Below are 18,308 nucleotides of genomic sequence, written 5' to 3'. Positions count from 1 at the left end.
TCTCGCTTCTCGCTTCTCGCTTCTCGCTTCTCGCTTCTCGCTTCTCGCTTCTCGCTTCTCGCTTCTCGCTTCTCGCTTCTCGCTTCTCGCTTCTCGCTTCTCGCTTCTCGCTTCTCGCTTCTCGCTTCCCAAAAACAAAAAAGGCCGATACTTAAGTATCAGCCTTTGTTTTAAGCCTAATTATTTTTAGTGATGTTCACGGTTGTAGATGCACAGCATATCTAGATAAGCGCTAACGAGCGTTGATAGCTCAGCTTCGCTCTTAGAGCGGTTCGCTTGTACGAAGATAGAGTAGCAAATGCCGTGGAACAGATTCGCCAAGTGTTCCGGTTCATGTTGGTCACAAACTTCACCACGTTCGATCGCTTTGATGAACATGTTCTGCACCAATAGTTGGTTTGTGCGGTTTGTGGTCACGAACAGCGGCCATACTTCATCACGTGTCGATGCGCTCCACTCGAACCAAACCTTCAGCCAATGGCAATCTTGGCTTACTAGCTCAATCATTGCATTAGTGATGTTGGCGATGTTCTCGCGTGCATGGATGTCTAAGTCGATGTTATCAGACAAGAAGTTCGAGAATTGACGAACAACGTGGTTCAGAACTTCATCCACTAAGTCTTCACGAGTAGGGAAGTAGTTAAATACTGTCGCAACAGAAACTTGAGCGATCTCTGCAATATCTGCGTGACCACCACGACCAATGCCGCGACGAGCAAACACTTCAAGAGCGATTTCCATCAGTTGCTGTTTACGTTTTAGAGGGGAAAGCCTAGTACGAGGTCTCTTTGCTATTGAGTCCATATCCATTTTCCTTGCCATTTGAGTTGATGTTTTGGGGATGATCCCCTAATTGATTATTTTAATAGTTGCTTAAAGCATTGATGAGTGTAATGGTGCATATGTGCAAGGTCAACATCTGATGCGTAATTTATAGACAGTAATGTCATTATTGATGTTTCATTCAACTAGATAAGTTCTAAAATTAAGACTTTCATCCAAGAATTCAATGGAATGGGAAGCGGCTTTTAACCCATGGTTCGGGGTGTTACACTACACGCCGCAAGATAAGGTGATCGTTTGCGTACGACCAACCTCAACCCACAAAGAAAATTGAGCACAGTATGAAACATACAATAGAAGTGATGATTTCTGAGCAAGAAGTTCAGGAACGTATTCGTGAATTAGGCAAACAAATTACTGAACGTTACCAAGGTAGCGAAGATCTGGTAATGGTTGGTTTGCTGCGTGGTTCATTTGTATTTATGGCAGATTTGGCACGTGCAATCGAACTGACTCACCAAGTCGACTTTATGACCGCTTCTAGCTACGGCAACACAATGGAAAGCTCTCGTGACGTACGTATCCTGAAAGACCTAGATGACGACATCAAAGGCAAAGACGTACTGATCGTAGAAGACATCATCGACACAGGTAACACGCTGAACAAGATCCGTGAAATTCTATCTCTACGCGAGCCTAAGTCTATTGCTATTTGTACACTGCTAGACAAGCCGTCACGTCGTGAAGTTGAAGTGCCAGTTGATTACGTTGGTTTTGCTATTCCTGATGAGTTCGTTGTTGGTGTGGGTATCGACTACGCTCAGAAATACCGTCACCTACCGTTCATCGGCAAAGTGGTACCTCAAGAGTAATCATTACTCTTTTGCAAAGAATACAAAAACGCCCGTTAATCACTTAACGGGCGTTTTCTTTTATTCAGTCTGGCTGATACTTCTCAACTCATCGACACAGTAGTTTGTTATCTGTGTTCAGGATAGTAGAGAGTGCTTTTTGGTAAGACGCTTCCACCGTTTCTTTCGAGTTTGAGCGAATGCCCAAGTACTCTAAGCGTCCATCTTCAATCCCATATACCACGCCATGAATCTCTACGTCTTGCCCACGCTCCCATGCGTTTTGCATGATGGTCGAGTTACCCAAGTTGTAAACTTGCTCTGCAACGTTGATTTCACCAAGTTTGTCAGCTCGGTCCTCAAGTGGCATTTGGTCTAGGTAAGGGCGGTGCTTGAAGTAAAGATCACGAATGTGAAGTAGCCAGTTGTTGATGAGGCCAAGTTGAGGGTTATCAATTGCAGCGTTGACGCCACCACAGCCATAGTGACCACAAACAATAATGTGCTTCACTTTTAATACGTCGACCGCGTATTGCACCACAGATAAGCAGTTTAGGTCGGTGTGGATGACCTGGTTTGCAACATTTCGGTGAACAAATAACTCGCCCGAGAACAGCCCTGTTAGTCGCTCTGCAGGAACACGACTGTCTGAACAACCAATCCATAGAAAGTCGGGCTTTTGACCTTCCGCTAGTTTTGCGAAATATTCTGGGCGATCAGATTTGATTTCTTCTGACCACTTAGAGTTATTTTCGAATAATTGTTTAATTTCCGGCATCTGACATCTACTTCCCTAAAAATTAAAAAAACCAACCACTCACCAGTGCTTATAAAGCGATCAGCGCTGTAACTATACACAATGTTACAATTTCGATCCCGTTAAATATTCATTCAAGATGACTCATCTGACTAGTTCTCGCTGTGAAAATCATAAAATATGCAGACATCATTCAGTATGCGAATAAGCCTAGCGAATTCGTGGTTTTATTGTGTTTTTTTCTTTGTCGAAATATTTGTTAGATTGATGGCATTTTGTCTTTTTAATGCAGGGAGCAAATTCAATGTTCGGTAGTCGCTTTAAGGATATCAACTTGAAAGGGGATCTGTTTGGTGGCGTCACCACGGCCATTATTTCACTTCCTCTTGCGTTAGCCTTTGGTGTCGCATCTGGTGCTGGCGCAGAAGCAGGCTTATGGGGCGCGATCATGGTGGGGCTTTTCGCTTCGCTGTTTGGTGGCTCAAATCCCCTGATATCGGAACCAACCGGTCCTATGACAGTGATCATGACCGCCGTACTGACCAGCATGATGGCCAAGTACCCTGAAACGGGGATGGCAATGACCTTTACCGTTGTAATGATGGCGGGGGCATTCCAGATTGTGCTCGGTACATTAAAGCTAGGTAAGTACGTTACGCTGATGCCTTACAGTGTCATCTCCGGCTTTATGTCGGGTATCGGCGTCATTTTGATTATTTTACAGCTCTCGCCTCTATTAGGTCATGCCGCGCCCTCTGGTGGGGTCATCGGGACGTTATCGGCATTACCAGACACTATTTCTAACCTGAAATTTAGCGAGTTGTTTTTGGGCTTGCTGACGCTAGGAATCTTGTTCTTCTTCCCTAAGCAGTACCGTAAATACGTCCCAGCTCAGTTAGTGGCATTGGTTGCCGTCACCTTGCTTTCGGTCATCTTATTTGATGCTGAAGATATTCGCCGAATTGGTGAAATCCCAGCAGGTTTGCCGTCTTTAGTTGTGCCGCACATTGACCCAGCGATGTTTACCGAAATGGTCATTGATGCTTTAGTTTTGGGTACATTAGGTTGTATTGATACCTTGCTCACGGCTGTTATTGGTGACTCTTTGACGCGTAAAGAGCACGACTCAGACAAGGAACTGCGCGGTCAAGGTTTGGCAAACATGATCTCTGGTCTGTTTGGTGCTCTGCCTGGTGCTGGCGCGACAATGGGAACGGTAACCAACATTCAAGTTGGCGCTCGCTCGCCTTTATCTGGTGTGATTCGTGCTTTGATTTTGGCGCTGGTGGTATTGGTTGCAAGTGGGTTAACCGAGCCGATTCCGATGGCGGTACTGGCGGGTATTGCAGTGTATGTTGGCTTTAACATTCTTGACTGGAGCTTTATTCAACGCGCGCACAAGGTCAGTTTCCCGGGCATGGCCGTGATGTATGGCGTAATGCTATTAACAGTGTTTGTTGATTTGATTGTCGCCGTTGGTCTTGGTGTATTTATCTCTAACATTATCATCATTGAACGTTTGAGCCGTGAACAAGCACGCCAAGTTAAGGCGATCAGTGATGCGGATGAAGATGATGTACCGCTGACTGACAGCGAGCGAGGGCTATTAGATAGAGCGAATGGCAAAGTGCTGTTCTTCTATCTTTCTGGGCCAATGATCTTCAGCGTTTCGAAGGCGATTTCGCGTCAGCACTCCAGTATCTCGGATTACGAAGTGATGATTCTCGATCTGACGGATGTCCCTATGATTGATGTGACCGTTGGCTTGGCGCTAGAGAACGCCATCAAAGATGCTTTGGATGCAGAGTGTGAAGTTTATTTACTTTGTCCAAACCAACGCACGCGTGAGCAGTTAGAGAAATTCCACGTGATTGATTTGGTACCTGATGAGAACACCTACAAGTTCCGCTACGAAGCATTGAATGCAGCGGTAAAACATGTAGAAACCGATGAACATCAAATGCTAACCATGTAGTCTAAGTGACTTATTTAAAAGCGCTACCAGAGAGATTTGGTGGCGCTTTTTGGTAAATGGAATCGTGGATTTATAGTTATTTCTAATTTTATAGAAAGGTTTATTTGTATTCATCGTTATTCAACGATAAACTAATTCAACTTCAGTGCAATACCGCTTTCGACTCTTGAGTCGCTATCAATGATCCCCACGGTATTGGCATTCACGATTCATCAACAGATGGCAATTATTACGCAATGTACGCATTAGAAATTGAACAGCTTCGCAAGACTTATGCGGGCGGATTTGAAGCGTTGAAAGGCATCAGCTTACAAGTCGAAAAAGGTGACTTCTACGCGCTTCTAGGGCCGAATGGTGCAGGTAAATCAACCACTATTGGCATTATCTCTTCTTTGGTAAACAAAACCTCGGGTATGACTAAGGTTTTTGGTTACGACATCGATACGCATCTTGAATTAGCGAAGCAGAACCTAGGCTTGGTGCCACAAGAATTCAACTTCAACCAATTTGAAACGGTTGAGCAAATTGTAATGCAGCAAGCGGGCTACTATGGCGTATCCAAAGAGCTTGCTAAAGTTCGTGCGGAAAAATACCTAACCAAGCTCGATTTGTGGGAGAAACGCAAAGAGCGCGCACGTAATTTATCAGGTGGTATGAAGCGTCGCTTGATGATTGCCCGTGCTTTGATGCATGAGCCTCAACTGTTGATCCTTGATGAACCAACGGCGGGTGTTGATATCGAATTGCGCCGCTCTATGTGGGATTTCTTGAAAGAGATTAACCAAGAGCAGGGAATTACTATCATCCTAACAACCCACTACCTTGAAGAGGCAGAAATGCTGTGTCGCAACATCGGTATCATCAATAAAGGTGAGCTGATCGAGAACACGACGATGAAAGCGCTGCTCGGTAAACTTCGTGTTGAAACCTTTATTCTCGATGTCGAATTTGAAGGTGAAATGCCGATGTTAGAAGGGGTAAATAGCCAGATGATGGTGAACGGCTCTTTAGAAATTGAGCTGGATAAGAGCCAAGGTTTGAACTCGGTATTTAGTCAGCTTTCTGAGCATGATGTGAAAGTCCTTTCAATGCGTAACAAAGCCAACCGTTTGGAAGAGCTGTTTGTCAGCATTGTACGTGGAGGTAACCAATAATGTATAAGTTGTATTGGACAGCTTTCTGCAGCCTGTTGACCAAAGAAATTAATCGCTTCACTCGTATTTGGGTGCAAACCCTAGTTCCGCCAGCGATCACTATGACGTTGTACTTCATCATCTTCGGCAGCTTGATTGGCTCTCGTATCGGTGAGATGAACGGCTTTAGCTACATGGAATACATCGTGCCGGGTCTGATCATGATGTCGGTGATCACCAACTCGTATTCGAACGTCGCATCGTCATTCTTTAGCTCCAAATTCCAACGCAATATCGAAGAGTTACTCGTTGCACCGGTACCAAACTACATCATCATTCTTGGTTTTGTTATGGGAGGCGTGGTTCGTGGCCTGCTGGTGGGCACCATCGTTACTTTCGTATCGCTGTTCTTTGTTGATCTGCAAGTTGACCATTGGGGCATCATTATCGCAACGGTGTTTATGACGTCTGTTGTGTTCTCACTAGGCGGTTTGATCAATGCGGTATACGCAAGAACGTTTGATGATATCTCTATCATCCCTACGTTTGTTTTAACGCCGCTGACCTACCTTGGTGGTGTATTCTACTCAATAAGCTTATTGCCTGAATTCTGGCAAGGTGTGTCTAAGCTGAATCCAATCGTCTACATGGTGAATGCGTTCCGCTATGGTTTCTTAGGTGTGTCTGATGTAGGCATCGTCACCTCATTTAGTGTTCTGACCGTATTTGTTATCGCACTTTACGCAGTGGCGCATTACCTCGTGACTAAAGGCATTGGCTTAAGAAGTTAATCCGAACAAAGTTTGAAAGAGCAGCTAAAAGAGCTGCTCTTTCTTTATGCACATCGATACATTCCCATACAAATTTTCGACTTCTAACATGCTAGGTTTCATTCAACTGTTGTAAATGCATTTGATGCAAATGAGTGAAGCCATGAATATTGTCCCCTCTCCATCTTTCTCCTTTAAATTGCTTCTTCCTAAATACTGGTCTGTTTGGTTTGCCTTTGGGCTTTTGGCGCTGATCGTCAATCTACTTCCATACTCAGCCTTGCGTTTTCTGGGGCGAGGTATTGGCTTGCTTGCGATGCCGGCCATGAAACGTCGTAAAGGCATTGCTAAGCAAAACTTAAAACTCTGCTTTCCGGAATACAGCGCTCAAGAATGCGATGAGTTGGTAAAGACAAACTTTAAATACACGGGTATGGCGCTCATCGAGACGGGAATGGCTTGGTTTTGGCCTGATTGGCGCGTGAAGCGTTTAGCTAGGGTGGTCGGAAAAGAGCGTTTACTTGAGCAAGAGAGAAATGGACGAGGTGTGCTGGTGGTGTGTAGTCATCACCTTAACCTTGAAATGACGGCGCGTATTTTCAGCCAGTTTGCGAAAGGCTATGGAGTGTATCGGCCAAACTCGAACCCTGTTTATGAATTCGTCCAGCATCGTGGACGCACTCGCTGCGGGCACCAAATGATTGATCGCAAAGACGTGAAATCGATGCTCAAAGTTCTGAAAAATGGACAGCGATTGTGGTACTTACCGGACCATGATTACGGGGTAAATAATTCTGTTTTTGCGCCGTTTTTTGCGGTCGAACAAGCGGCAAGTACGGTGGGTTCGAGCGTGTTGATTGATGCGACTAAGTGCGCTGTGATGTCCGGAGTGACGGTCATGAGCGGCAACCAATATACGCTTTATATCGGTCATGACCTTAGTCAGCAGTTTGAGCGACGCAATCCTGTCAAAGCGGCCAGTATTTTGAATCAAGAATTAGAAGGCATGATCAGAAGAGATATTCCAGCATGGATGTGGCTGCATAAGCGATTCAAGACGCGTCCTGAAGGGCTTGAATGCGTTTACTCATAATATCCATTCATGAGACATAAAAAAGGTCGGCGTAGTGCCGACCTTTTCGTTTATGCATTTCGCTTATTCAGCGTTTGCTGAATTCGCTTCGCTTGATTCTTCTTCTTTGGCTTCTACAACCATATCAACCGTTTGGTTGTCGATTAGGCGTGCTTTACCTAAGAATGCAGACATCAAGATGACCGCTTGAGTGGTTTCTGCAGTAATCGCTTGAAGTGTACGAGCATCACGAATGAAGATTTCGTCAGGCTGTAGACCTGCTGCACGCAGCTGGTCGTTCGCATCTTCAATCACAGAAGCATAATCGTCACGGCCGCCGCGCATAGCACTGCTAATCCAACGCATAGTGCGAGCTAAAACTGGAGCACGTTGGCGCTCATCAATCGTCAGCAGACCATTGCGAGAGCTCATCGCTAAGCCGTCCATTTCACGTACAGTTGGTACGCCAATGATTTCGATGTCCATTGCTAGGTCATCAACCATCTTACGAATCACAGCAAGCTGTTGGAAGTCTTTCTCACCAAAGCAAGCCACATCAGGCTGAACGATATTGAACAGCTTGTTTACGATGGTGGTAACACCACGGAAGTGACCTGGGCGAGAAGCGCCTTCAAGGATGGTTGATAAGCTCGGTACGTCAACAAACGTTTGTTTGTCCAAGCCTTCTGGGTAGATGATTTCTGGTGTAGGAGTAAACACCATTTCTACGCCTTCGCCACCTAGTTTGCTTAAGTCTTCTTCTAGAGTGCGAGGGTAGTTATTTAAATCGTCTGCACGGTCAAACTGCATCGGGTTTACAAAGATGCTTACGACAACGACATCAGCGTATTCACGAGCCTTACGAACAAGCGTCAAGTGACCTTCGTGTAGATTGCCCATGGTTGGGACAAACGCCACTTTGCGACCTTCACGCTTAAAGGTTTTCACCTGTTCACGAATCGCTGAGATTTCCGCAAAAGTTTGCATGCATTTATCCTCTAGGCAATAGTGTGAGCTGCGTCTGGGAATGCACCGCTTTCGACATCAGCCATGTATTGAGCCACGGCTTTGCGCATATCGCCTGTTTCAGCAAGGAAGTTTTTCGAGAATTTTGGCATGTAGTTCGCCGAAATTCCAAACATATCGTGCATTACAAGAATTTGACCATCAGTCACGTTACCAGCACCGATACCAATCACAGGTACATCAAGTACTTGAGTAATGCGATCCGCTAATTCAGCTGGAACACACTCTAGCAAAACAATTTGGGCGCCAGCTTCTTGCAGAGCCAGTGCGTCTTTCACCATGCGATCCGCTTTTTCTTGGTCGCGGCCTTGTACTTTGTAACCACCAAAGATGTTTACAGATTGAGGTGTTAGGCCTAGGTGAGCACAAACAGGAACAGCACGTTCAGTTAGCATCTTAACCGTATCAACTAACCAATCGCCGCCTTCGATTTTTACCATATTTGCACCAGCACGCATTAACGTTGCTGCGTTCTCACACGCTTGCTCTGGCGTTGCGTAGCTCATGAATGGCATATCAGCCATCAATAGGCAATTCGGGCTACCAGCGCGTACACAGCGCGTGTGATAAGCAATATCTTCAACAGTTACCGGTAATGTATCGTTTTTACCTTGCAGAACCATGCCTAGAGAGTCACCGACCAATAGAACAGGCATTTCTTGGCTTTCAAAAAGTTGGGCAAAGCTTGCATCGTATGCAGTTGAAGTAGCAAATTTACGACCTTCTTGCTTCCACTTAATCAGGTCGTTAATGGTCATTTTTTTCATTGTTTTATCCTCACTAGGAGTTGGCTATGACTGCCAAATATTGAGGCCGTTGCGATCTACTTGTGCAAGTAGTGACGACACCTCTGTCCCGTCTGGGAGTTGTAAACTTGGTGCAATTTCCGCAAGAGGGTAGAGTACGAACTCGCGCTCTTTCATTCCATAGTGTGGAACTGTCAGTCTTTCGGAATCGATCACCTCATTGCCATAAAGAATCATGTCGAGATCCAAAGTTCGTGGACCCCAGCGTTCATCTTTACGGACACGCCCTTGTTCTTGCTCAATCGCTTGGGTGCAATCGAGCAGCTCAAGAGGCGTCAAATTGGTTTTTATCGCCACAACCGCGTTGATGTAGTCCGGTTGGTTTTGCGGTCCCATCGGTGTACTGCTGTAAAGGGATGAAGCCTGAACAAACTCAGAGTTTGGTAGTGTTTTAAGGGCTTCGATCGCTTGCTTCGCTTGGCTGACAGGATCGGCCAAGTTACTGCCTACCGCAATGTACGCTGTGATCATGACTTAGGCTTACTCTTTTTCTTGCGGTAAGTTTTACGGCGGCGTTGACCGGTTTTAGGCGCTTGGCCGTCTAGGTCTGCTGCCATAGCTTGGCGCATTTCTCGGCCAGCATTTTGGAAAGTTTCCCACCACTTGGCAAGCTTCTGAGTATCACCGCCTTCAATTTCACCGCGCATTTCAAGAAAATCAAAGCCAGCTCTAAATTTGTTGAGCTCCATTAGGCGGAATGCACGTTTACCGTTGCGTCGTGGAAGGCGTAATTGCAGTTGCCAAATTTCACGAATCGTCGCTGTGTGACGGCGCGGAATGGCAATGGTACGAACTTGGTCATCAAGAATGATGTTGCTCGCTTCCATTATGGCATCGTAATGGCACAGGTTACGCTGTTCCATTAGTTTATCTGCCATGGCACATAGCGGGTACCACAGCATCGCTGCAAACATGAACGCAGGATTGATGCGCTTGCCTTCTTCGATTCGCATATCAGTCGAATCAAGCACTAAATCTAGCATTTGTTCGGTATGAGATTCGTAATCTTCAGTGAAGTGCTCAGCAATTACAGGGAACAACTGTTGGAACAGGTTGTATTCGCGCAGTAGGTGATAAGTCTCTAGGCCGTGACCAGATTGAAGCATCTTCAACGATTCTTCGAAAAGACGTGCTGATGGGATATCACGCAGAAGTGGTGCCATCTCTTCAATCGGTGCTGCGGTGTCTTCTTCGATATCGAAGTCGAGTTTCACAGCGAAGCGAACGGCGCGCAGCATGCGCACAGGGTCTTCACGGTAACGGGTTTCTGGGTCACCGATCAGGCGAACAAGACGGTCTTCTAGATCTTCAATACCACGAGCGTAGTCGTGAATAGAGTAATCTGCGATGTTGTAGTACATCGAGTTAATCGTGAAGTCACGGCGCTCTGCATCTTCATCAATAGTGCCGTAAACATTGTCACGAAGCAGCATGCCTTCTTTTGACTGCTGGGAAACGTTCTTGTTCTTTTGCTCTTGGTGGTGACCACGGAAGGTCGCAACTTCGATGATGTCTCGGCCAAACATAATGTGGGCAAGACGGAAGCGACGGCCAATCAAACGGCAGTTTCTAAACAGCTGTTTGATTTGTTCTGGTGTCGCGTTGGTTGCGATATCAAAGTCTTTTGGTTTTTGTCCAAGCAGTAAGTCTCGAACCCCGCCACCCACAAGAAAAGCATCGAAACCGGCACCGTTTAGTCGGTATAGCACCTTCAGTGCATTATCACTGATCTGCTTACGCGAAATGTTGTGCTCTTCACGAGTAAGTACATTGAGAGCGAGTTCTGGGATCATGGCAGATTCGCTTGTTGTATTGTCGTTTGTATTCATGTGCATCTGGCAATAACTGGGTTTAATCCAATCTTGCTTTGGTTAGTTTTTACGCCTCTAGGGCCAATTTTGCGGCTAATGATAGCCTACACAGTGCCGTTTGAGAATCACGGTGTGATCTCGATCTCCGCTGGAAGCTGTTGCAAACGCCAATTTTCGCAGCCCCAACGTAGTATTTTGTCTACGTTAGCGGCTCGAATATCGTCAGGAATATTGAACCCTAAAAACGTCATTGCATGCAGCAGAGCTGGCTTCGGATTAGCGACATCAATGGCTGTCGCATGGTTTTGTTTCGACAGTTTGTTGCCGTTAGTGTCCATCGCCAATGGTAAATGCAAGTAGCTAACTTCCGCTTGTCCAAGAATTTGGTACAAGCTGATTTGACGACCTGTGGGCTCAATTAAGTCGGCACCACGGACGACTTCAGTCACCCCTTGGTCGATATCGTCTAATACTACCGCAAGATTATAGGCAAATAATCCATCTCGACGTTTAATAATGAAATCTTCATTTACTAACGCTTCAGGAATGGTCATCAAACCATGCTTCTGATCGAGGAAGTTGGCGATGGGCTTGGTCATTTTTAGGCGAATCGCACCTTCTTTCAAGCCTTTGTCGCGGCAAGTGCCGAGATAATAACCACCATGTTCTTTTATTTGCTTGCGTGTACATTGGCAATAATAAGCATCGCCATTCTCCAACCACGCATCAATTTGTGCTTGATATAAATGGTGTCGTTCACTTTGATAAACCACTTCACCATCCCAGTGGAGTTGATAAGCTTGGAGCGCATTAAGAATATCTTCTGCCGCACCAGGCATTTCTCTCGGAGGGTCAAGATCTTCGATACGAACGAGCCAAGTCCCTTGATTGGCTTTTGCTTGAAAGTAGCTGCCAAGAGCGGCAACTAAGGAACCAAAATGTAACGGTCCTGAAGGGGATGGGGCAAATCGACCTACATAGCGTGTCATGCGTGTATCTCGAAAGTATTCGGGTAAAACTAGAAGTTTAGCGTTAAAAAGCTAGTCAAAACAAAAAGGGAGCCTGAGCTCCCTTTCAATAATCATAATGCGTGGTTGATTAACCTTGCATCTGTTTCTCTTTGATTTCTGCAAGTGTTTTACAGTCAATACAAAGGTCAGCAGTTGGACGCGCTTCTAGGCGACGAACGCCAATCTCTACGCCACAAGATTCACAGAAGCCGAAATCGTCTTCAGTAATTTTGTCTAGAGTCTTTTCGATCTTCTTGATCAGGCGACGCTCACGGTCACGGTTACGCAGTTCTAAGCTGAACTCTTCCTCTTGAGAGGCACGGTCAACTGGATCTGGGAAGTTCGCTGCTTCGTCCTGCATGTGGTGTACAGTGCGATCGACTTCTTCCCTGAGCTGATTACGCCAAGCTGTTAAGATCTTTGTAAAGTGTTCAACCTGCTCTGGTGACATGTATTCTTCACCAGGCTTTTCCTGATATGGCTCCACACCGGCAATGGCTAGGATGCCTATCGTTTTCTTCTTTGATTCTGGCATACAGCATCTCCTACTTACACCTAGTCAACTGCATCGCAGTCAATTTAAGGCGGGTATCTATAGCAAAAAGAGGCGGTGCAGGCAATTACTGAATCGCAAACTTATCGTCAATGTGAAGACGACATCATTTTTTCTCTCAATTGATAAATTCAATAGCAGAGATTAGCTTGACTTCAGTGTTGCTCAGTTCGGCTTTGTAGCAGAGAACTTCTACTCCAGCGTCTTGTGCCTGTTTTAGTAACGTTGAATATTTCGCGTCTATATGGTGCGCCGCAGATACTTTTTCAATACCTGAATGTAAAACAGTGAATAAAAGTATGGCTCTACTTCCAGTTTGTGCCATTTCTGTGAGCTCTCGCAGGTGCTTTTGTCCTCGCGTGGTCACGGCATCAGGGAAATAACCTTGTCCCGATGAACTTTCCTCATCAAGTAGGGTGACGCTCTTCACTTCTATATAACACTTTGATTTATCACTTGCGCTGAGCAAGATATCAATTCGGCTATTTTCATTGCCGTATTTCACTTCAGTTTGAAGTTGGTCATATCCCAACAATTCTGAAATGACATTATTTTCAATTGCTTCTACGGCTAATTGGTTCGCGCGAGCGGTATTTATACAAATACGATGCCCTTGTGGCGTTTCGCTCAGCTCCCAGCTATTCGGATATTTGCGCTTTGGGTTATCAGAAGTGGAGTACCAAACTTTGTTGCCTGGAGTGGCACAGCCTGTCATTGCGCCAGTGTTCGCACAGTGGATGGTTCGAATCTCACCGTTATCCAATTCGATATCGGCAAGGAAGCGTTTGTAGCGTTTGAGTAGAGTCGCTGACTCTAGAGCAGGTTCGAATTGCATTTGCTTATTTAGCCAAGAGTGTTTTTATGTACAATGTGCCCAACATTACAACATAGGGTATTTCCTTTGTCACAATTGCCGATCGAAGCCGTGATGCCACAATTACTTACGGCGGTCAAACATCAACACCAAGTGATCCTCAAGGCCGCTCCTGGTGCCGGTAAATCCACTTACTTCCCACTACAACTTCTTAAAAGCCAAGCCGTGACAGGCAAGATTGTAATGCTAGAGCCTCGACGTCTGGCGGCGCGCAATATTGCACGTTATTTGGCGCAGCAGTTGGGAGAGCAAGTCGGAGAGCGTGTGGGTTACCGAGTACGCGGCGAGACAAAAGTGAGTAAGCACACTCAACTTGAAATTGTGACAGAAGGGATCATGACGCGCATGATCCAAAGTGACCCTGAGTTAGACGGCATTGATCTACTGATTTTTGATGAATTTCACGAGCGTAGCATTCATGCCGATACCGCGTTAGCGTTCAGTTTAGAAGTTCAAGAAGCATTACGGGACGATTTAAAGCTGGTGGTGATGTCGGCAACGCTTGACCAAGATGCCTTGCAATCATTATTACCGGAGGCGGTTTACATTGAGTCGGAAGGTCGTAGTTTTGAGGTAGAAACACGTTATTTACCGCTTGGGGCGAATGATCATTTGCCTACCTCCATGGCAAAAACGATCGAGCACTTGATGAGCAAAGAGTCTGGTTCTTTGCTTGCTTTTCTTCCCGGTGTGGCGGCGATCAAACAAGTCGAAGAGCGTTTGTCCCATCTACCTGATAACGTCGAAGTGTGCCCTCTTTATGGTCAACTCAGCTTCGCTGAACAGCAAAAAGCGATCGCTCCCGCTTCTGAAGGTAAACGCAAAGTCGTGCTCGCGACTAACATTGCTGAAACTTCTTTGACCATTGAAGGCATTCGATTGGTCATCGATTCTGGATTAGAGCGTGTGGCGCGTTTTGATTTGAAGAATGGACTTACGCGATTAGAGCAAGTGCGAGTGGCACAATCGTCTGCGATTCAACGTGCTGGCCGTGCAGGGCGTATTGAAGAGGGCATTTGCGTCCGATTGTATTCAGAAAGCCAATTCAAGCAGCAACCGCAAGTTCCCCAACCAGAAATCCTGCACTCTGATTTAGCAAGCTTAGTAATGGAACTGGCATTCTGGGGAGCAGGGGATATCGCTGAGCTTAAATGGTTGAATATTCCTTCTTCAGCATCGCTTGCTCAGGCTAAACAGCTGTTGATTTCTTTAGGGTTACTTACCGAGCAAGGCCAACTTACTTCTGCAGGTAAGACGGCCCACGCTCTTGGGGTAGAGCCGCGCTCTGCAGCAATGCTGATTCAAGCACAGCAGCGCAGTGAAAAAATGCTAAATACCGCTTTGGCTGCGGTCGCCCTAATTGAAGAGCCTGAGCGCAATGTGACTAACATCGCGCATAGCCTACATCGCTGGATAAGTGGTACACATGCAAAAAAAGCGATATTGCACAAGCGATCTCAAGCGCTGGCGCACAAACTGGATACGGTATTCAGCCTACCTAATGTAGATGAGCGAGTGCTGGCGCTAGTATTGAGCTTAGCTTTCCCAGATCGCATTGCGCAGCAGCGTGTTAACCAATATGGTCGTTTTACTTTGTCGAACGGGCATGGTGCTGAGTGTCGGCCAGAAGAGACTCTTGGTGGTTGTGATTACTTAGTTACGATTGATTTGATGCGCTCGCATTCTAACTCAAGCCAAATTAACCTAGCTTGTGACTTAGATATCAACGCATTACAAGAAACGTTCGAGCACCTTTTCACGGTGGCTGAGCTGGTTGATTGGGATGAGAAAAAAGGCCGTTTGATTGCCGAACGCCAAATCAAACTTGGTCAACTGGTGATTAAGCGCGAAGCCTTGCCGAGTCCGGGTAAAGAAAAAATGACACAAGCTTTACTCACTTATGTCCGCCGTCAGGGCTTACAGAGTCTAAACTGGACGTCGGCAGCGGAAAATTTGTTAGAACGTATTCGCTGCGCAGTGGAATGGTTACCTGAGCAAGCTTGGCCAAGTTTTGATGAGACCAGTTTGCTTAATGGCCTAGAAGAGTGGCTAGAGCCTTACATGAGCACGGTTTCATCGGTGAAAGATTTGGCGAAAGTGAACCTTGTGGAAGCATTGAATGCTCGATTGGGTTGGCCGTTGAATCAACAGATTGATGAGTGGTTGCCAGAAGATTATCGCTTACCAACAGGTTCGAAAAAGCGCATTCGTTACCAACTTGGTCATGAACCTGTGCTGTCAGTGCGTATGCAAGAAGTGTTTGGAGAGAGCACTTCTCCGACTGTGGCACAAGGTCGCAAGCGATTGGTGTTAGAGTTACTTTCTCCAGCACAACGGCCTCTTCAGGTGACAACGGATTTAGCTGCCTTTTGGGCAGGAAGCTACAAAGAAGTGCAAAAAGAGATGAAAGGCCGATATCCAAAACACGTTTGGCCTGACGATCCTGCCACTCATGTAGCGACAACAAAAACAAAAAGACAATTGAATAATGACTGATACTAAAAAGCCCGGTGCAAAAAGAGCACCAGCCAAGAAAACAACGTCAAGTAAAACGACTGCCGCTAAGAAAAGCGGTGCGAAGCGACCGAGAAAATCGCCATCGAAAAAGCCAAGTAATGGCAAGCGGTCTTGGCTTAAAATCATTTGGTCATTTAGCTGGAAAGCGGGTGTAGCTCTTGCGGCGGTGTTGCTGTTTGTCGGTATCTATCTTGATAGTGTGGTGAAAGATCGCTTTGACGGCCAGCTGTTCGATCTGCCAACTGTCGTTTATGCGCGTATCCTCAATTTGAGTCCAGGTGAGAACATTACCATCCAAGAGATGCGTAATGAGCTTGATGTATTGAACTACCGTAAGGTAAGTCAGCCTCGTTACCCTGGTGAATACTCTTCTTCTTCAACGCGTATTGAGCTTATTCGTCGTCCGTTCGAGTTTGCTGATGGTCCTGAGCCTGATCGTCACGTCATGCTGCATTTCTCAAGCAGTGGTTTACAACGCATTCAATCTCTGGAATCCAAAGGCGATCTTGGTTACCTGCGCATTGAACCTAAGATGCTAGGGATGTTGGAAAAAGATCAGAATGAACAGCGCCTGTTCTTACGTCGAGATCAATTCCCAGAAGTGCTTGTCGATGCACTGTTAGCAACTGAAGACCGTGATTTCTATCAGCATGATGGCGTTTCGCCGCTGGCGATTGGTCGTGCCCTTGTTGCTAACATCAAAGCGGGTCGTACTGTTCAAGGTGGTAGTACACTTACTCAGCAGCTTGCGAAAAACTTATTCCTGACACGTGATAAAACCTTGTGGCGAAAAGTCCGTGAGGCGTACATTGCTCTGATTCTGGACTACCGCTACAGCAAAGACCGTATTCTTGAAGCTTACCTGAATGAAGTTTACTTAGGTCAAAGCGGTGGTGATGCAATCCATGGTTTTGCTTTGGCATCACGTTACTACTTCGGTCAACCGATTCAAGAGCTTCGTATCGACCAACTCGCGATGTTGGTAGGTATGGTGAAAGGACCGTCTTACTACAACCCAATTCGTTACCCTGAACGCACCAAAACGCGTCGTGACTTGGTATTGCGTCTGTTGATGCAACAAGACATGTTAACCGCGCAGCAATACGAACAAGCGGTAAATCGTCCGTTAGATACACAAAGTAAACCTCGTATCGCGAGCCGTCAGCCAGCGTACTTCCAACAACTGAACATTGAGCTGAAAGAAAAAGTAGGTGACAACTTCAAAGCTGAAACAGGCTTACGTTTGTTTACCTCTCTCGACCCTGTATCGCAAAGCAAGTTAGAGCAAGCGATCGCGAAAAAAGTCCCTGAACTTGCTAAACGTGCAGGTAAAGAGCTCGAGGCTGCAGCGGTTGCGGTTGACCGTCATAGTGGCGAGATTCGCGCTATGGTCGGCGGCAAGCGAGTTGGCTATGAAGGGTTTAACCGTGCTTTGAATGCAAGTCGTCCGATTGGGTCTTTGGTTAAGCCTGCGATCTATTTGACCGCGCTAGAGCAGCCAGAAAAGTACAACCTTGCAACCACGCTTCACGATACTCCGCTTAGCTTGAAAGGCAGTAAAGGTAGTGTTTGGTCGCCGCGCAACTTTGACCGTAAGTTCCGTGGTGATGTGCCGCTGTACTTAGCGTTGGCGAAATCACTCAATGTACCAACCGTGCGTTTGGGTATGGAGCTAGGTATTCCAGAAGTTTCGGCTACGCTAGAGCGTTTGGGCGTGGATAAGAATGAAATTCGTCCAGTGCCTTCTATGTTCCTTGGTTCCTTCTCGTTGACGCCATTCGAAGTTGCGCAGATGTACCAGACCGTCACTAACTCAGGTAAGCGCGCCAAGTTATCGGCATTACGCTCTGTGATCGACATGGATGGCAATGTGCTTTATCAATCACTACCTCGCTCATCCCAAGCGGTGGACCAACAAGCGGCTTGGCTAACGACTTACGCGATGAAGCAAGGGGTCGCTCAAGGGACAGGTCGATTCCTACAAAGTCAGTTCGCGTGGGCTGCTCTGGCAGGCAAAACCGGTACCAGTAATGACAGCCGTGACAGTTGGTTTGTGGGTGTCGACGGTCGTGAAGTGACAACCGTTTGGCTTGGGCGCGATGATAACAAGTCGACCAAGCTCACTGGTTCAAGTGGTGCATTGCGTGTCTACGCGGAATACCTGAAACAACGTATCCCTGAGCGATTAGAGTTACCTTGGCCAAAAGAAGTGACCACATTAGGATTCCAAAAAGCCGCTAATGGTGCACTGGAAATGAACTGCCGCAGTGAATACAAGCTGCCCGTGTGGGACAAGTCTGGGCAAATCAAACAGCAGTGTGAGAAAAAATCTAATTGGTTGAATAACCTATTTGATTGGTAAGACCACCA

At 46.3% G+C, this 18,308-nt stretch carries 17 protein-coding genes; 8 read left to right on the top strand and 9 right to left on the bottom strand.

Going from position 1 to position 18,308, the window contains the following annotated elements; genetic code table 11:
• The coding region (locus ATB78_RS29960; RefSeq protein ID WP_208990575.1) for a hypothetical protein at window positions 1-190 on the top strand (190 nt) is incomplete at its 5' end.
• Here ATB78_RS29960 and opaR read toward each other — a convergent pair.
• The gene (opaR, locus tag ATB78_RS14065) at window positions 187-804 is read right to left on the bottom strand and encodes a transcriptional regulator OpaR (RefSeq protein ID WP_009707563.1); all 618 of its coding nucleotides are present in this window, start codon (window positions 802-804) and stop codon (window positions 187-189) included. The two genes, ATB78_RS29960 and opaR, sit on opposite strands and share 4 nt — an antisense overlap.
• Window positions 805-1,124: 320 nt before the next feature.
• On the opposite strand from opaR, the gene hpt reads away from it, so the two are divergent.
• Window positions 1,125-1,655, top strand: a complete 531-nt coding sequence (gene hpt, locus ATB78_RS14060; RefSeq protein WP_005439354.1) for a hypoxanthine phosphoribosyltransferase — start codon at window positions 1,125-1,127, stop codon at window positions 1,653-1,655.
• An 88-nt stretch (window positions 1,656-1,743) separates the two neighbouring features.
• Here hpt and can read toward each other — a convergent pair whose 3' ends face one another.
• The gene (gene can / locus ATB78_RS14055; RefSeq protein WP_005439355.1) at window positions 1,744-2,412 is read right to left on the bottom strand and encodes a carbonate dehydratase; all 669 of its coding nucleotides are present in this window, start codon (window positions 2,410-2,412) and stop codon (window positions 1,744-1,746) included.
• A gap of 283 nt (window positions 2,413-2,695) precedes the next feature.
• Here can and ATB78_RS14050 point away from each other — a divergent pair, with 283 nt between their 5' ends.
• The 4 genes from ATB78_RS14050 to lpxL all read left to right on the top strand — a co-directional run bounded on the left by ATB78_RS14050 (window position 2,696) and on the right by lpxL (window position 7,362).
• On the top strand, window positions 2,696-4,366 hold the full coding sequence (locus ATB78_RS14050) for a SulP family inorganic anion transporter (protein WP_061008956.1): 1,671 nt from the start codon (window positions 2,696-2,698) through the stop codon (window positions 4,364-4,366).
• Between the two features lie 236 nt (window positions 4,367-4,602).
• Entirely contained in the window at window positions 4,603-5,520 is a 918-nt protein-coding gene (locus tag ATB78_RS14045; RefSeq protein WP_061008955.1) for an ABC transporter ATP-binding protein, read from the top strand.
• Window positions 5,520-6,290, top strand: coding sequence for an ABC transporter permease (locus tag ATB78_RS14040; protein ID WP_005439358.1), 771 nt, complete (start codon window positions 5,520-5,522; stop codon window positions 6,288-6,290). Before ATB78_RS14045 ends, ATB78_RS14040 begins: the two co-directional genes overlap by 1 nt.
• Window positions 6,291-6,432: 142 nt before the next feature.
• Window positions 6,433-7,362, top strand: a complete 930-nt coding sequence (gene lpxL / locus ATB78_RS14035; RefSeq protein WP_061008954.1) for an LpxL/LpxP family Kdo(2)-lipid IV(A) lauroyl/palmitoleoyl acyltransferase — start codon at window positions 6,433-6,435, stop codon at window positions 7,360-7,362.
• Window positions 7,363-7,425: 63 nt separating this feature from the next.
• Here the strand turns inward: lpxL and panC are convergent, their stop codons facing one another.
• The 7 genes from panC to sfsA all read right to left on the bottom strand — a co-directional run bounded on the left by panC (window position 7,426) and on the right by sfsA (window position 13,382).
• Window positions 7,426-8,328 carry a pantoate--beta-alanine ligase gene (gene panC / locus ATB78_RS14030; RefSeq protein ID WP_061008953.1) on the bottom strand — a complete coding sequence of 301 codons (903 nt, stop codon included), beginning with the start codon at window positions 8,326-8,328 and terminating at the stop codon, window positions 7,426-7,428.
• Window positions 8,329-8,339: 11 nt separating this feature from the next.
• Window positions 8,340-9,134: a 3-methyl-2-oxobutanoate hydroxymethyltransferase gene (gene panB / locus ATB78_RS14025; protein ID WP_005439361.1), complete on the bottom strand. Its 795-nt coding sequence runs from the start codon at window positions 9,132-9,134 to the stop codon at window positions 8,340-8,342.
• 24 nt (window positions 9,135-9,158) lie between these two features.
• On the bottom strand, window positions 9,159-9,644 hold the full coding sequence (folK, locus tag ATB78_RS14020) for a 2-amino-4-hydroxy-6-hydroxymethyldihydropteridine diphosphokinase (protein WP_061008952.1): 486 nt from the start codon (window positions 9,642-9,644) through the stop codon (window positions 9,159-9,161).
• Window positions 9,641-11,008, bottom strand: a complete 1,368-nt coding sequence (gene pcnB, locus ATB78_RS14015; RefSeq protein ID WP_005439387.1) for a polynucleotide adenylyltransferase PcnB — start codon at window positions 11,006-11,008, stop codon at window positions 9,641-9,643. The genes folK and pcnB overlap by 4 nt, the downstream gene beginning before the upstream one ends.
• A 101-nt stretch (window positions 11,009-11,109) precedes the next feature.
• Window positions 11,110-11,973 (bottom strand): tRNA glutamyl-Q(34) synthetase GluQRS, encoded by an 864-nt coding sequence (gluQRS, locus tag ATB78_RS14010; RefSeq protein WP_061008951.1) that lies wholly within the window; start codon window positions 11,971-11,973, stop codon window positions 11,110-11,112.
• Window positions 11,974-12,082: 109 nt separating this feature from the next.
• Window positions 12,083-12,529 carry an RNA polymerase-binding protein DksA gene (gene dksA / locus ATB78_RS14005; RefSeq protein WP_005439389.1) on the bottom strand — a complete coding sequence of 149 codons (447 nt, stop codon included), beginning with the start codon at window positions 12,527-12,529 and terminating at the stop codon, window positions 12,083-12,085.
• A gap of 136 nt (window positions 12,530-12,665) precedes the next feature.
• Window positions 12,666-13,382, bottom strand: coding sequence for a DNA/RNA nuclease SfsA (sfsA, locus tag ATB78_RS14000; RefSeq protein ID WP_061008950.1), 717 nt, complete (start codon window positions 13,380-13,382; stop codon window positions 12,666-12,668).
• Window positions 13,383-13,448: 66 nt separating this feature from the next.
• Here sfsA and hrpB point away from each other — a divergent pair, with 66 nt between their 5' ends.
• Window positions 13,449-15,917: an ATP-dependent helicase HrpB gene (hrpB, locus tag ATB78_RS13995; RefSeq protein ID WP_061008949.1), complete on the top strand. Its 2,469-nt coding sequence runs from the start codon at window positions 13,449-13,451 to the stop codon at window positions 15,915-15,917.
• Window positions 15,910-18,300, top strand: coding sequence for a penicillin-binding protein 1B (gene mrcB, locus ATB78_RS13990; RefSeq protein ID WP_061008948.1), 2,391 nt, complete (start codon window positions 15,910-15,912; stop codon window positions 18,298-18,300). The genes hrpB and mrcB overlap by 8 nt, the downstream gene beginning before the upstream one ends.
• Window positions 18,301-18,308 lie beyond the last annotated feature (8 nt).

The sequence above is a fragment of the Vibrio sp. CUB2 genome (genome assembly GCF_001557945.1).
In the GTDB taxonomy this organism is placed as follows: domain Bacteria; phylum Pseudomonadota; class Gammaproteobacteria; order Enterobacterales; family Vibrionaceae; genus Vibrio; species Vibrio owensii.
This window is presented reverse-complemented; position numbering and strand designations above follow the sequence as displayed.

What these genes read in the sequence shown, in the direction of transcription:
- ATB78_RS14050 (WP_061008956.1), top strand. Translation starts at nt 2,696, where the DNA reads ATGTTCGGTAGTCGCTTTAAGGATATCAACTTGAAAGGGGATCTGTTT.
- gluQRS (WP_061008951.1), bottom strand. Translation starts at nt 11,973, where the DNA reads ATGACACGCTATGTAGGTCGATTTGCCCCATCCCCTTCAGGACCGTTA.
- sfsA (WP_061008950.1), bottom strand. Translation starts at nt 13,382, where the DNA reads ATGCAATTCGAACCTGCTCTAGAGTCAGCGACTCTACTCAAACGCTAC.
- lpxL (WP_061008954.1), top strand. Translation starts at nt 6,433, where the DNA reads ATGAATATTGTCCCCTCTCCATCTTTCTCCTTTAAATTGCTTCTTCCT.
- pcnB (WP_005439387.1), bottom strand. Translation starts at nt 11,008, where the DNA reads ATGCACATGAATACAAACGACAATACAACAAGCGAATCTGCCATGATC.
- panB (WP_005439361.1), bottom strand. Translation starts at nt 9,134, where the DNA reads ATGAAAAAAATGACCATTAACGACCTGATTAAGTGGAAGCAAGAAGGT.
- panC (WP_061008953.1), bottom strand. Translation starts at nt 8,328, where the DNA reads ATGCAAACTTTTGCGGAAATCTCAGCGATTCGTGAACAGGTGAAAACC.
- can (WP_005439355.1), bottom strand. Translation starts at nt 2,412, where the DNA reads ATGCCGGAAATTAAACAATTATTCGAAAATAACTCTAAGTGGTCAGAA.
- dksA (WP_005439389.1), bottom strand. Translation starts at nt 12,529, where the DNA reads ATGCCAGAATCAAAGAAGAAAACGATAGGCATCCTAGCCATTGCCGGT.
- opaR (WP_009707563.1), bottom strand. Translation starts at nt 804, where the DNA reads ATGGACTCAATAGCAAAGAGACCTCGTACTAGGCTTTCCCCTCTAAAA.
- mrcB (WP_061008948.1), top strand. Translation starts at nt 15,910, where the DNA reads ATGACTGATACTAAAAAGCCCGGTGCAAAAAGAGCACCAGCCAAGAAA.
- ATB78_RS14040 (WP_005439358.1), top strand. Translation starts at nt 5,520, where the DNA reads ATGTATAAGTTGTATTGGACAGCTTTCTGCAGCCTGTTGACCAAAGAA.
- folK (WP_061008952.1), bottom strand. Translation starts at nt 9,644, where the DNA reads ATGATCACAGCGTACATTGCGGTAGGCAGTAACTTGGCCGATCCTGTC.
- hpt (WP_005439354.1), top strand. Translation starts at nt 1,125, where the DNA reads ATGAAACATACAATAGAAGTGATGATTTCTGAGCAAGAAGTTCAGGAA.
- ATB78_RS14045 (WP_061008955.1), top strand. Translation starts at nt 4,603, where the DNA reads ATGTACGCATTAGAAATTGAACAGCTTCGCAAGACTTATGCGGGCGGA.